This window comes from Spirochaetota bacterium (assembly GCA_038043445.1).
Taxonomy (GTDB): domain Bacteria; phylum Spirochaetota; class Brachyspiria; order Brachyspirales; family JACRPF01; genus JBBTBY01.
The window spans coordinates 25,116-38,644 of sequence record JBBTBY010000047.1 but is presented as its reverse complement, the minus strand read 5'-3'; the positions used below and the strand labels follow the sequence as shown (position 1 = coordinate 38,644).

The 13,529-nt window shown below is 56.5% G+C and carries 8 protein-coding genes; 2 read left to right on the top strand and 6 right to left on the bottom strand.

Annotated elements, in window-relative coordinates; all coding sequences use genetic code 11:
- Positions 1–11 precede the first annotated feature (11 nt).
- The 3 genes from AABZ39_07265 to AABZ39_07255 all read right to left on the bottom strand — a co-directional run bounded on the left by AABZ39_07265 (position 12) and on the right by AABZ39_07255 (position 4,287).
- On the bottom strand, positions 12–2,288 hold the full coding sequence (locus AABZ39_07265; protein ID MEK6794559.1) for a carbohydrate binding domain-containing protein: 2,277 nt from the start codon (positions 2,286–2,288) through the stop codon (positions 12–14).
- Between the two features lie 22 nt (positions 2,289–2,310).
- Positions 2,311–3,060 (bottom strand): sugar phosphate isomerase/epimerase, encoded by a 750-nt coding sequence (locus AABZ39_07260; GenBank protein MEK6794558.1) that lies wholly within the window; start codon positions 3,058–3,060, stop codon positions 2,311–2,313.
- Between the two features lie 147 nt (positions 3,061–3,207).
- On the bottom strand, positions 3,208–4,287 hold the full coding sequence (locus AABZ39_07255) for a hypothetical protein (protein MEK6794557.1): 1,080 nt from the start codon (positions 4,285–4,287) through the stop codon (positions 3,208–3,210).
- Positions 4,288–4,463: 176 nt separating this feature from the next.
- Between AABZ39_07255 and AABZ39_07250 the strand changes: the two genes are divergently transcribed.
- Together AABZ39_07250 and AABZ39_07245 are read left to right on the top strand one after the other, a co-directional pair.
- Positions 4,464–5,270: an AraC family transcriptional regulator gene (locus AABZ39_07250; GenBank protein MEK6794556.1), complete on the top strand. Its 807-nt coding sequence runs from the start codon at positions 4,464–4,466 to the stop codon at positions 5,268–5,270.
- 93 nt (positions 5,271–5,363) lie between these two features.
- Positions 5,364–7,934 carry a carbohydrate binding domain-containing protein gene (locus AABZ39_07245; GenBank protein MEK6794555.1) on the top strand — a complete coding sequence of 857 codons (2,571 nt, stop codon included), beginning with the start codon at positions 5,364–5,366 and terminating at the stop codon, positions 7,932–7,934.
- A gap of 2 nt (positions 7,935–7,936) precedes the next feature.
- Here AABZ39_07245 and AABZ39_07240 read toward each other — a convergent pair whose 3' ends face one another.
- The 3 genes from AABZ39_07240 to AABZ39_07230 all read right to left on the bottom strand — a co-directional run bounded on the left by AABZ39_07240 (position 7,937) and on the right by AABZ39_07230 (position 13,374).
- Positions 7,937–8,638 carry a hypothetical protein gene (locus AABZ39_07240; GenBank protein MEK6794554.1) on the bottom strand — a complete coding sequence of 234 codons (702 nt, stop codon included), beginning with the start codon at positions 8,636–8,638 and terminating at the stop codon, positions 7,937–7,939.
- A 29-nt stretch (positions 8,639–8,667) separates the two neighbouring features.
- Positions 8,668–11,790: a sugar-binding protein gene (locus tag AABZ39_07235; protein MEK6794553.1), complete on the bottom strand. Its 3,123-nt coding sequence runs from the start codon at positions 11,788–11,790 to the stop codon at positions 8,668–8,670.
- A gap of 96 nt (positions 11,791–11,886) precedes the next feature.
- On the bottom strand, positions 11,887–13,374 hold the full coding sequence (locus AABZ39_07230) for an extracellular solute-binding protein (protein ID MEK6794552.1): 1,488 nt from the start codon (positions 13,372–13,374) through the stop codon (positions 11,887–11,889).
- Positions 13,375–13,529: the final 155 nt, after the last annotated feature.

The following is a 13,529-nucleotide window of genomic DNA, read 5'->3' as shown; positions in this document are numbered from 1 at the left end:
GCTCCTTGGATTTATTGCAATGCAGGATCATACCCGATACGGATATCAGAAATGGAAAGGACGGTATCCGGTTTTCTCACCGCGCCCCAGCCTATCAGATTGAAGGCGATCTTGCTCACGTTCGACCATCCCTTGGGCGAGCGCATCACTTCGAGATCCTTGAAGCGTATCGTGATCTGCTGCCAGCCCTGCGCGGTGACGATCTTCTTCATATAATAATTATCCAGTTCGCTCTTCTGCGGTGATGTGATCGTGATGACGATCGCCGCACCATTATCCTTTTCCGCATAGAGCCAGAACGAGAGATGATCGCAGTCCGACCAATCGTTCCGTGAAAGCGCCGCCGATTGCAGCGCCACGCCTGCATTCGCTCTTTCCCATTTGAACGAAACGCCTCCCTCGCGCTTGTTCATCGTATCGACACTGAGCGCGTTCCAGTTAGCAGCGTCCGCTTCGGCGGAAAGCAAAGCGTAAGACACGGCGACGCGCTCTTTTTTCTCGGCACGGATGAAGCCGAAATCCTTGAAATTCCCCTTTGAGAACGGCCCCGGGGGGCCGAACGTATTATCCCGCTCCGAAACATTCATGGAATTGAAAACAACGATGGCATGATCGGTACGCGCATTCGCTTCGCTTGCCGTTTTCTCTCCGTTCACGCGATTTACGTTGCGTATGATGTTGCCGCTGATAGCAACGTCCCGTCCGCCGTTGATGTATATCGCCGCCGTACTTGCGCCGTCGATGACATTGCTCTGTATGACGATGTTCGAATTATGCGCTGACACAGGAAGCTTATCGGGATTGGCGCGCAATGCAGGGAATATCGAAAGCGCACCGGGGTAATACGTTTTTTCGGCATACGACGCCTGGTCCTGGCAGACATCGCGTATCACATTGTTGCGTACGACGATGTTCTTCACCCACCCCGTTTCAGACCAGCCGGCATATTCCGGGCCCATCGTGATCGCCGCGTATTTTATACGCTCGATCGTGCATCCCTCGATGACGCCGTTGCCCGCCATCATGCGTATCGCCATGGCGCGGTGGTCGTGGAAATGGCAGTTGCGTATCGCATATCCTTCGCATTCAAGCGAGGGCACGGCGAACCCGTCGCCGAATGAAACGCCGGCAACGGGCTTTGAGAGCGTAATGCGGTAGGTGTGGAACGTCGAGCGGTCCTTGAAATATCCGGGGGAAGTGGACTTATACCACCAATCGTTCACGAGCTTGTCGTTGATGCGCGATACCTCGGCGTTATCCATGACCGCGCTCACGATGACGCTCTCGCCCAGCGGTTCGAATGTTCCGTAGCGGAGGAATTGTGCCCTCTCGCCGCCGCGTAAAAAACCGATGAACTGCTTCGTATCGCTGTAGCGGTCGGTCACCCATATTGTCGCAGGGTTTTCGACATGAACGACCGGCAGTATGCCGCCGTGAAAATTAACCGAATCATCGCCCATGAACGAGAAATCGCAGCGTTCGAGCGTCGGCCCTTTTTCGGCGATGGCGATATTGAAACCGTCGGCTGACGATGACATGAGGCGTGCTTCGCTCGCGCCTTCCGGCATCGGTCCTCGTTCGATGTTGTATCGAAAATAATTATCCCCGCGCATGAAGCGGAGAATAACGGCGGCACCCGGCGCGGAAAGGATATCGACATCTTCAATACGCACATTCTCGCAGTCGCGGTACGATATCGCGGCCGCGGGGCGCACGGCGAAGGCCACGCGGTCACCGACGCAGATCGTGCGGTAATCAAGACCGCTCGGATGATTCGGTTTGACGATACGCCCTTTCGTCGGGCTTATGATCTCGTTCGCCTGGCAATAGGTGTCCGGCACATCCGGTTTCCAGTTACGCGTTGTCGGGTCGAAAAAATACGCGGTACGCATATTGTACGGCGGCGCAAGGCGCGGATAACCATCGTGTATCTCGTATTCCACCCATGCCGCATCGGGACCGACGGCGGTCACCGTTCCCTGGGTGAACGGGAGCGGATCGTAATCGATCCTGAAATCCTTAAGAACGATGCCCTTCGACCCGCCGATGCTGAACATGATCTTCATGTTCGACGATACGATCACCGTGCGGTCACCCGCACCGGAGATGGTAAGATTGGTAGCGCCCCGAATTGCGACACCGTCCGTATCAATAAGCCATTCGCCCGCCGGTATCGATACCGAGGTGCCGGATGCCCGCGCTTCATCGATCATTTTCTGAAGCGGAAGCGTTTGGCGCGTTATGCCGAACACGGCGACAGAGACGAACAGGAGGATGATCTTTTTCATACGTGCCTCGTTTTCACTGCATCTATTGTTCGGACTTTCTCAGATAGTCCCTGCTCGCGGCAAGGTCCACGAGTGCTTCCTGCGTATGCGTATCATGCTCGACGAATACCCATCTGTCATAGCCGACCTTCACCGCCGCTTTGAGTATAGCGCCGTTGTCCTGTCCGATATTCCCCTCGCCTAAGCCGGTGAAGTAGCCGCAGTCATACCATTTCGGATTATGCACCGGGGATATATCGCCCGTCTTCTTCCAGTCCTTCAGATGCAGTGCGATGATACGCGGATAATATCGTTTCACGATGCCAAGCGGATCGCCGCCCGCGGCCGCATGATGCCCCGTATCGAACACGAGACCGCAGAGCGGGCATTTCGCGAGGAATGCTTCAAGCTCCTCCTCGGTCTCCACAAGCGTGCCGAGATGATTATGGAGCACAACGCGCACGCCGAGCGCTGACGCCGCTTTCACCTGCTCATTCACCTGACGGCAGTAGGTATCGAAGTCCTTGCCTGTCACCTGCGCCCATACATATTCCTTACCGAATGCCGCCGTCCATTTGATCGTCGCTTCGATTGACGGACCGCGCACGGTGGCGAAATCCATGCCCAGGCGCTTGAACTCGACGGCTTTCGCAACGGCATCCGACGGGCTTGATGCCTCGAGGCGTTCTATGCCGTCGTAACCGATGTTCTTGAGATCGATAAGACGCTGCATGGTATCATAACAGCCGCCGTACCAGACATTCATTCCGTAATCTGCGACGCCGAATTTCATGTGTGTTCCTTATGCTTGATATTGTCGATGACGCTTCATGATACCATACGATGACATATATACAATCCGAAATACTGTGACATATCCTCGCATACCTGAGAACAAGGGATCATGAGCCCTTGTTCTTTCAGCATCCGGAATTGTCTTTCAATACGGCATGCTCTTCTGCAATGCCGCAAGCAGCTGCTTCCCCTCGTCGATACTCGCCGCGGCGACAGGTATGATGATGTTGCGCTTCTTCGGCCAATCGCCGGCAAGGAGCCTCTTGATGAACGGATGATCGGCTCGCGGTCCGCCGGTAGCGGTGAGAACGACATGCGCGGGCGCTTTTCCGCAGACAGCATGAAAGTCATGATGCACTATATCGAAATCAAGCCCGGTGATGTCGGGCACCTTGAAGAATTCATCGATGACCTCGCCGTACGATCCGCAGTAATGCATGCGTCCGCCGCCGACGGCTTTGAAGAAGCGTACATCGCGCGGGAACACATGCTCGCGGTACCAGTCAGGGCTGATGAGATGCATGGAGCAATTGCTGATGCGCGCCGCACCCTTCCACATCGATCCCCAGTCGAAGAAGAATTTCTTGTCATCGCTTATCATCGTTTTCAGATGTTTCGTCTCCGCGATCATGAAATCGGTGACCGTGTCAAGGAGATGACCCACCGCTTTCGGGGCGTCATAGAAGTCAAGAAGTATATCGTTACCGCGGATGAGATGCGCGGAATTGAATGCGCTCTGAATATCGGGATGCTGGATGTGCACACCCGCGGGTAGATTGTTCTTCCATACATCCGTCCATTCCGCGAGTTTACCGTACCATCCGGCGTCGAGTGAGGGGACATTCGTTCTGAAAACCGCATCGCTTGATGTCACGACATGTGACCCCGCTGCGGGGAGATTGTTGGGCGGGACGAACATCTCGCAACCGAAGGCCGCGGCTACCTGCGCGGTGCCGAACTGTACGCGCACCGTCGGCACGCGATCGTCCTCAAGTGCAAGATGCGGGCGTATCTGATCGAGTTCGGCCTTGAGCATGATGAGCGGATCGGCAAGTCGTTCTTCCCATACCGGCAGTGCTTGGACGGGCGTATTGATGATGATCATGGGGCGGCATGTGTCTGGCGTTTCGGAGAGCTTGCGGTAGCGGGCGTAGAGATCGGTAAGGCGATCTTCCTGCTTCTCATCGATGACGAGATAGTCCGTGAGATTCGCTGTCGCTGTCATGGTGCGCTCCTTGTCGGTGACGACGGGTATAATATAAGCCTCGGCCGTTGGAGCGGCAATGTGTGATTTGACCATTTTGGTAAAAAATGACCGGCACTTGATACACCTGCCGCATGCGCTTGGCGTATCGCATGATGCATGATTGACGATGCCTTTCCCTGCAGTATACTACCCCGATGACAGCATATTTCGACGGCCTTATCTGGCTGAACGCCGCGCATATCCCGAACTGTTACCGGCTTGCCGAACGTGATTTCAAGGACCGTTACGGCATCAATTACGTCCACACCGGCACGCTCGATATCTCCTATGACCGCGCTCCGATGATACACGTGAACGCGCCGGTCGCCTGGCTTTCTTACCCGGGCGTTCATTTCACCTACGGCAGCAGTGACGGCGAATGGGACAATCGGTATATCAATTTCAGCGGTGTCCGTGTGAAACGCTTCATCGAGTCGGGACTTTTCCCCATCGACCATGAGAGCCCGCTCGTAATGATACGCGGTTCGGAACGGTTCCGTCATGCGATGGACGATCTTATCTCATACCTGGCCGATTATCGCATGAACTATCATCGCGCGGTGCATATGCTCGAGGGGCTTCTCCTCATGTTCGTCGAACAGAAAGCGACGGCACAACTCCCGCCGGAACGCACGCAGCATATCGCGGAGCTCTGCAGGCGCATCAGCGAAACGCCCGGGCACGAATGGGATTTTCCGGCACTCGCCGCGAACGAACGCATCTCCTACTCTGCGTTCCGTCGTCAGTTCCGTGATGCGACCGGCTATGCACCGCATCAATTCGTCCTGCGCTCGCGCATGGAACGCGCCGCGGAGCTCCTCATGGACGCCGACCGCGGACTTGATGACATCGCTTCGTCGGTCGGCATTACCGATGCATACTATTTTTCACGCATGTTCAAGCGGCATTTCCATGTCTCCCCGCGCGTCTGGCGGGAGGAGAACCGCGGGAAGACCGGCTAGCGCCGAATTCCTGCAAGGATCTGAACCGTTTTGTGCATTGACGCTCATTTGTGAAGCGCTTATACTGTATGCAATAACCGGGACGGAGTCGTTATGATCATTCGCACACTGCTTCTTATGGGAATGTCATGGGTGCTTTTTGCGGAAGCAACACCCATCGGTGTTGATCTCCTCGCCAACGGCGGATTTGAGGATGAATTGAGCGGCAATTGGCGGCCCAACAATTGGGCGAAGAACGAGGCGGCATTTGACCGCGTCACCGATTTTCCGCATGGCGGAAGTTACGCACTGAAGATGGCGATGACGCGCATAACCGGATTAGCTGCGCTCGAGCTTATCGCCCCTGTCAAACTCAACCCCGGCGATCTCGTCGAACTCCGGTTCTGGCTTCGCGGCAGCGCAAACAGCGGCGCCATGGATTTCAGTCTGCGCCCGACGAGCGGACCATATCGCGCTTTTATCCCGCGAGAATTCATTATTCTCGATGACTGGACTGAGTATATCGTTACATTCATCGTACCCGAGGGGATCGATCCGAACAAGCTCGGCCTCTTTTTTAATCTGAAGAACGTAAATACCATCTATCTTGATGATGTCAGTGTCAGACGGCTGCCGGAAAAGGATATTTCCCCCGCCCGCCCGGGCAATCTGGTGAAGAACGGTTCGTTCGAAGCCGGACGCGTCCATTGGTCGGGAGATATTCGCGGCATCGGCGGATATCGTGTCGATACGCTTGTCGGCGATAATGTGTTCGATTTTTCGATAGCGTCACCCGATGCTGCGGCCGGTGCGCGCGCACTTGCCTTCACGCTTCCTGAAAAAGCAAGCTTCACTCTTGCATCCGCCTATTTTCCCGTGCGATACGGTCACCCGGTGACCATCGGATTTTCGGTGAAGTCGTCGACTTCGGCGAGGGCTGTGGTCGGTTTCGGAGCAGGCAAAACACGGCCTGACTGGTCGCTCAGGACGAATTTTTCAATGGCCGGAGGAGCATGGGAACGGAAATCATTCACGGTAGTGCCCAAGCCATCATCGAGCGGATCATATATTCTTGAGTTCGTATTCGACACGCCGCGCGAATTCATGCTCGATAATGTGAGCGTCGTCGAGGGGGATGCCGATATTCCCGATGCAGCGCCCGCACAGCGTGAAGCGGGGCTGATGAGAACGGACACGAAGCATCCGGGGAATGTGTACTACGCCAGTGAAAAAATAGAATTCGATCTCATGACGGCAGCCTCCGGCGATCTCGACATTGTCACACTCGACGCCTGGGACACAGTGATCGATAAGAGAACGATACCCGCAAAGGACATGACGCGATTGTCATTCCCGAGTACACGCTACGGGTGTTTCAAAATAGAAATTCGCGAGCGCGGCGGCACGAAGGCGATAAGCGATACATTGTATTCGGTCGTTCCGCGGCTGAAGCCGTCGTCGGAGGTGAAGGACTCCTTCTTCGGCACGCACGCGCTTTTCTCGGATTACAGTCTCGACCTTTGTGAAAAGGCGGGTTTCCGCTGGTTAAGGACGTATCCTCCGCATTACACGGAATGGTTCCTGATAGAAGAAACACCGGGCGATTGGCTCTGGCTTACCAATCGCGTTGCCATCGCGACCGCGCGCGGATTTCAGATCCTCGGTCTCCTCAATACGACGCCCGTACATGAAGGCGATTCTGATCCCGGGCAGAAAAGCACCATCTGGCAGCCGTATGCGCCGAAGGATTGGAACACATGGCGGAATTATGTGAGACTTGCGGTCAGCAATTTTGCACCGTGGATACAGCATTGGGAAGTGTGGAATGAACCTGACTACGCATATCTCATGTTGAAAAAAGGCGTCACTGACAAAGCGGATGTGTACCTTCGTATCGTTGATGAAAGCCGTGCCGCCATCGATGAAATGGGCGCGAACGTAACGCTCCTCGGCGGTGCGGCGGCAAATCCGGTCGGTTCGTTCTTCAATGATATCGTTGGAAAGGATATTGCATCGCGTGCCGACGGCATTTCGCATCACTGGTATTATGAAAATGCGTCTCCGGATCAAATGCCTGAAATGCCATTTACCGTGCAGGCATCCGAACGTTTCGGGAAGATGAAGAGTCGCGCGGGGAAAGTTCCCGAGCTCTGGCAGACGGAAGGCGGCATTTATCTCAACGGAGCGAAAAGCTGGATGACGAGCTGGGATATACCGCCTGTCTCATCGTACGGCGTGCTTGATGCGGCCAACACGCTCGTACGTACGGTGGTCGCCTTCAAGGCGGCAGGATATAAGCGGAATTTCTTTTATCTTTTCAACGCAAAACCAACGGGGCGGTGCGCCTATTACGACATGTGCGTCGGATTGAATGACGTCGACGGATCACCGCATCCGGCATTCACCGCTCATGCGGTGGCGGTATCGTTCATTGATGAGGCGTCGCCGGACGGTTTCGTCTACCCCGAAATAGCGGGCATTTCGAAGAACTCGGCGTTCGTCGGGAGATTCATCAAAGCAGGAAAACGCATCGACGTGCTCTGGTCGAAGAAGCCTGTGGCACTGAAGAATTTCCCTGCCGAGAGCTGGAAGTCGCGCGCGGCGTTCGATATGATGGGTAATCCGATATCGGCGAACGATGCGACGGTCGTCGACAGCAACCCGCTCTATTTCGTGATGCGATAGCGCTACTGCCTTCGGTACTGACGGGCGATCTTGAATATCGATAGATCGTCGAGGAACACATCCGCATCCTTCGTCCCCCAGCAGCCGCCGAACCACACACAGGAATACTGATAGTCATTGAACGAACGCGACTTCGGCGTTTCCATCGCTTTTGCCCAAAGTGCATCATCCATGATGATGGTAAGGGCGCTTTTCTTCTCGACAAGGGCGCCGTCCGCGTAGAGCGCGACCTCGGATGCGCCGGCCTCGCCGGTCTTCCAGGTGAATGCGATGCGGTGCCATTCCCCGATCTTCCATTCGCGTATCTTCGGGAAATTGATCGTCGTGCGCTTGCCGTCCTTATCGCCGACGAGCAGTAGAGCACCGGTGCCCCAGCCGCGCATGAACACGATGGTATTCGCGAAGGAATCCTTGCCGCCGGGCGCTACGGCGCGGAACAATGTGAGCGTGGCGTTGTTCGTAAGCGCACTTTCAGCGTTAAACCGGAGGCGGAAATCGACCGTGCCTTCCCGCGGATCGATGTATTTCGACTGCGGGTACATTACGGCGCCTACTGCACGCACGCATTTTCCGCCGTCATCGTCGTCGATGATCTCGGCGCCGGAGAGCACGGCATCATCGATGCTCTTTTCGAACGTGTCGGTGAGAAGCCGTTCGCCATATACGGAAACGGCCACGGCGATGATCGTGATGAATGCTCTCATGTGTTCCTCCGAAGTGTCATTGTCCGCCGCTACCGATCGATGATAAGCAGTCCGAGATCGGACGTATCGCGGTAGACGTTATTGTCGCCGCGCCATATCACACGGCTTCGCTCCTCGCCGCGCGTATCCATATCGCGTACCGACATGGTGAAGCCGATGATCTTCTTTTTCGGTACGCCGAGCGTCTTCACGCATTCCCAGGGTATCGCTATCTCGGCCGTGTACCCGCCCGGTATTGTGCGAGATACGAAGCGCACCTTATCGACGGAAAAATTCTTGTTGCCTGCATAATTATCGCCGCCTTTCGATATCTCATCAGAGCCGACCTTGCTCACGCCTTTGGCCGTGAAGACAAGCTGCGTATCGTCTGCATTGTAGACGCTGTCGGCCATATCCCCGTCGCGGTCCCAGTCGATGAAAAGCTCGATATTATCACTTTTCCAGGCAGGTGTCGGTACGCTCGCATCACGATAATGGAACGGGGCATCATCCTTGACGCGAAAAAGGAAATAGAGCGCGGTATCATCGTTCGCGGAAGACACCGAAGCGATGCTTCCGAGCGGTATCGTGTTCTTCCAGGCGGCATCGCTTCCGTCGCCGTCGATGACGGGCGTGCCAGCGCGGGAGATGAACACATGAAAAGCGCACGGTGCTGCGACCGTATCGCGCGGCATCTCGATGAATACGCTGCCGTTCCCCGAACCGCCGTCAGACGATGTGAACGGCCAGAGCACGGAACTCATCGTGAGCGGCGGTATCGTCGCTGACACATTGATCCTTCCCCGTATCCAGGGCGGCTTCGTTCCCGCAGTAACGGAGAACGACTGCTCTTTCGTGCTCCTGTTCTCAAGATCGATGATGAGCGCGGGTGAAGCGTTGTCAACGCCCATGCGCGTACGCGTTACCTTCACCGGCGAAAGCCCGGCGACATCCATTGTCTCGAACGCTTTTATGAGCGCGTCGGGGCGGCCTTTCGTGGTAAGATACCGCGGCGAGGCAGAGAGCGGTATTACCGATGACGAGCTCCCTGAAAAGGGAATGCTACCGGCAAGGACATCGAGCACGGCGGCGTTCGCCGGCGGAATGCCGATAGTCGCTGTGGTGTTCACCGTATCGTTCCAATACACCGCGAAAGCGCCTTCAGGGCGGTCGAACACGTAGACGACCGAGCCGCCCTCGGCGGGGACATCCTTCACGAACACGGCATCCTTCATCATGTCGATGACGGCATTATGCGCGATAAGCGATGCATCGGGTGAGCCGTCATACTGTATCATGCCATATGACGGCTGTCCGAGTCTGCTGTACGTGCTGTCGAGATTGAAATAGCTTGCGCGCTTGAGCCCCGATGCAAGTTCATTGACGGAATGCTTGACGACAAAATCGGCCAAGCGGGAGACATCGGCTGCCTCGTCAGGTTTTATCTCCCAGTCGGCGAAATACGACGGGAACCCGTATGGATCGTATATCACCTTTCCGGACTCGGTATCCCATACCGGCATATCGCGTCCGATCATCTCCTTCGCGATGCGCCGCACCTGATATCCGTAATCGCGGTCCTTCGTGTGATAACCGTGTATGCCGATGCCGTCCATGTAATCCGCCGCCCCGAGCTTCAGGCAGAGCTTCACCCAGCCGTAGAGATCTCCGCTTAAGTCCCAGGTGCCGCAGAGCCCGAGCACTTTCGCGTCCGGATTGCCGCGCTTGACGCCGCTGTAGAACGCTTTGAGTATCGGCAGATATTCGTATTCGCGCATCTTCACGCCGGGCTCGTTCCAGCTTTCCCAGATATTCACCTTTCCCGCAAAATGCTTCGCTATCTCGTACGAAAGTTCCTCGACAGCGGAGGTATCGGGAAGTTTTGCGCCCTTGCCGGCATTGTTCCCCCCGTCGCTCGGTTTGCCGGTGAGCATCCACTTCGGCTCGAAGTACCATTGATGATAATTCCCGTGCGATGACATGAGCGCCATGATCTCAAGCCCCGCGTTCAAATGGATATCGGCGTAGCGGTCGGCGTCTTCCCATTGGAATTTCCCTTTTTCGGGAGCGACAATGCCGTACCCGAGCTGCGGATACGCATGTACCCACTGCCAGCCGACGGCCTTTGCAAGCTTTGCGTATATCGACGGGTCCATGCGCCATGATCCCATGCGATACGATGCATCCTTGCCGACGATCTGATACGTACGCGCTTCCTCCTGCATCTCTATGCTGCCGCCGAAAAATTTCGTCCGCTGCGGGACCGATGTCATGTCATTAACGGCGCCGTACAAACGCTGCGCCTTTGCCGTCTGCCCCTGGACAGCAATGTGTGCTTCGACGCGGTAAAGCCTGCGCTTCATCGTCGGGAGCGTTATCCGTGCGCGCCCATGGCCGTTCTCGTCGATGGTGCCGGCAAGTTTGCCTTCTGCTGCGCGTGATGCGTTCACTGCGTCGTACACGGCATAACTTCCGGTGAACGGCGATGAGCGTATATCGGATGCGTATATGCTCACCGCGGCATTCTCTGATTCTCCGACAGCATATACGAGCGTGCGCTTCTCGCGGTATTGTTCCATATCGATGGCGGCTTCGAGCTTTTTCGCAGGGGCGTAGTCGGAGAGGGGATTCGCCTCCACCTGCACGGCATCCATCCATACCGTCGAGAACACGGGCTTGCTCACGGAGTCGAGCATGAAGTAAAGTGCATAGACGCCGCGGTTGCCAGCGCTCGCCGATTCCTTCACCGGATCGGCCATCACTTCGACATCGTATGAGTAGCGCTTCCATTCGGTGCTGAGCGAGAACCCTTTGGTGAAACCGGCACGGTACCAGCCGCAGGCGATGTTCGCAGTGACGGGTGTCTTTTCATTGTCCGCTTTCGCGAAGAACGATATCGTGAGCTTCGTACGTGCGGGTATTTTGAATGCAGGGAATACGAGGAAGACCGAATCCATGCCGCTCGCGTTCACCATCTTCAAGCTGAATTTTCCGTGCGCGGCGGCCGCATCGGTTATCTCAGGATGAATGAATGACGGCCAATTGCGTATGAAGGCGCAGGGGACGGCATCGTGCCCCCAGCGCCCCGTTTCGAATGATGAATTATCGGTGATGAGGTTCGCTGCTGTCAGGAGCGAAGCGGAAAGCACGAGCGCGGCAAGCCGTTGTATCATGGTATGCCTCCGATGATGAGTATATGCACGGGGCGTACTACCGTCAAGTGTACGGAAGTGTCGGCGAGTGTACTATTGTCTGCTGCGGGTGGATTTTCATGCTCTTCGTGATCTGCGGTACGAGGCGGGGGTCTTGCCGGTGGCACGCTTGAACGCCCGGAAGAAGTATTTCGCGTCGCTGAAACCGCTCGCCGCCGCCGTGTGTGCCGCCGTGGCCCCGCCTTCGAGGAGACGCTCAGCATGCCGTATGCGGACATCGGTGCGGTAGCGGCCCGGGGACATGCCGGTCTCGCGCGTAAAAAGGCGCGTGAGGTGCGCGCGGGTGAGCCCGGATATGCGTGCGATATCGGCAAGGGATATCTGCTTCGAGAAATTCGTCCTGATATGCGTGACCGCACGGGCGACCGGGGATGAGTATCGTCTGCCGATCGATCTTGTAAGCGCGCGGGCGATGGCGGATGCCGCGTCGGCTGGCGTTGCGGAGCGATCAAGGCAGGAAATGACGGCGCTCTCGATGATACCGGCAATGCCGGGCGCAAGCGGCATATCATGCTGCGGGATGCGCGCGTCGGCAAGGAGCTGACAGCCGCGCCGTACATACCACGGGAATGATGCGAGCTCGGCGAACGGCATGGCGTAGCGCGGGAACGGATGCAGCCAGTGTGTATCGAAATTCCCCGAACGATTCCTGTCGCAGAAGAAGCGGAGCACATCCCGTGCGGCACGCGGGTGTGCCGTCGTTCTCGGCACGGCGAAGCATGATCCTTCGATATAGGTTGCGGCGTTCGTACCCGCCGGGCCGATCGGGCACAGGCCGATCTTGAAACGCTCCTCGAACGATGCACGGTAGCGTTCAGCGAGTTTCGGCAGCGCATCCGAACTTGCCTGTGCAAAGACAAGACGGCCGTCGGTAATATCTTCCGGCGTCTTCCACGATTCACGGGTAACGAATGCACGCGGCATGAGCTTGTGTATATGGACAAGATCGGAAAGGAAAGATAGTACCCCCTGTGCGCGGGGTGCATCGAACGCCATCGCGCCGTCTTCGGAGAGGAGCGATCCGCCGTTCGACCAGTAATATTCCAGGAATGTCTGCGCCCAGCCGTTCTTTCCGCGGAGCGCAAGGACGGGCCCCTTCCTGTTCTTCCGTATTTCCCTGCCGAAACGTACAAGCTCATCCCAGGTCCGCGGGATATCGAATCCGTATCGGTCGAGAATGTCGCGGCGGGCGAAGAAAAGTCCGCAGGCGATGTTCTTCGGTATCGCGTACTGTTTTCCGCCGGATGCGAATATCGCGGAGAGCGGATGGAGCGTGCGGAGCGATGCGTCCGGCACGAGGACGGATACCGGCAGGAGCATGCCGTGCTCGATCATCGCGGGGATCTCTTCTGCGAGAACATTGATGACGGCGATATCATGGGGCGCGGAGAGATCGTGCTTTACCACCGTGGTGATCTCGGATGCGCGCATTATTTCGACCTTGACGCCGGAAAAGCGGAGTGCACGGGCGAGCGCCGCGGCGTACTTTGCTCTATGGGCATAGGGTTCGCCGCTGAGGAAGACCGGTATTCCGGATGCCCTCATGCGCCGGTCCCTGCGGTTGTATGCACGGCCATCATATCCCCTCCGGGCGTGATTCACGGTACGCACGAGGCGTATCGGTGAACGACATGTCGAGGTGATGATAGTATAATTGCCTGCAATGTCAATATTTTCGGGATACGGGATGCTCGACCGTA

Bases quoted from the DNA above. Each gene is read 5' to 3' on its own strand.
- AABZ39_07250 (MEK6794556.1), top strand. From the start codon at position 4,464: ATGACAGCATATTTCGACGGCCTTATCTGGCTGAACGCCGCGCATATC.
- AABZ39_07245 (MEK6794555.1), top strand. From the start codon at position 5,364: ATGATCATTCGCACACTGCTTCTTATGGGAATGTCATGGGTGCTTTTT.
- AABZ39_07265 (MEK6794559.1), bottom strand. From the start codon at position 2,288: ATGAAAAAGATCATCCTCCTGTTCGTCTCTGTCGCCGTGTTCGGCATA.
- AABZ39_07230 (MEK6794552.1), bottom strand. From the start codon at position 13,374: ATGAGGGCATCCGGAATACCGGTCTTCCTCAGCGGCGAACCCTATGCC.
- AABZ39_07255 (MEK6794557.1), bottom strand. From the start codon at position 4,287: ATGACAGCGACAGCGAATCTCACGGACTATCTCGTCATCGATGAGAAG.
- AABZ39_07235 (MEK6794553.1), bottom strand. From the start codon at position 11,790: ATGATACAACGGCTTGCCGCGCTCGTGCTTTCCGCTTCGCTCCTGACA.
- AABZ39_07260 (MEK6794558.1), bottom strand. From the start codon at position 3,060: ATGAAATTCGGCGTCGCAGATTACGGAATGAATGTCTGGTACGGCGGC.
- AABZ39_07240 (MEK6794554.1), bottom strand. From the start codon at position 8,638: ATGAGAGCATTCATCACGATCATCGCCGTGGCCGTTTCCGTATATGGC.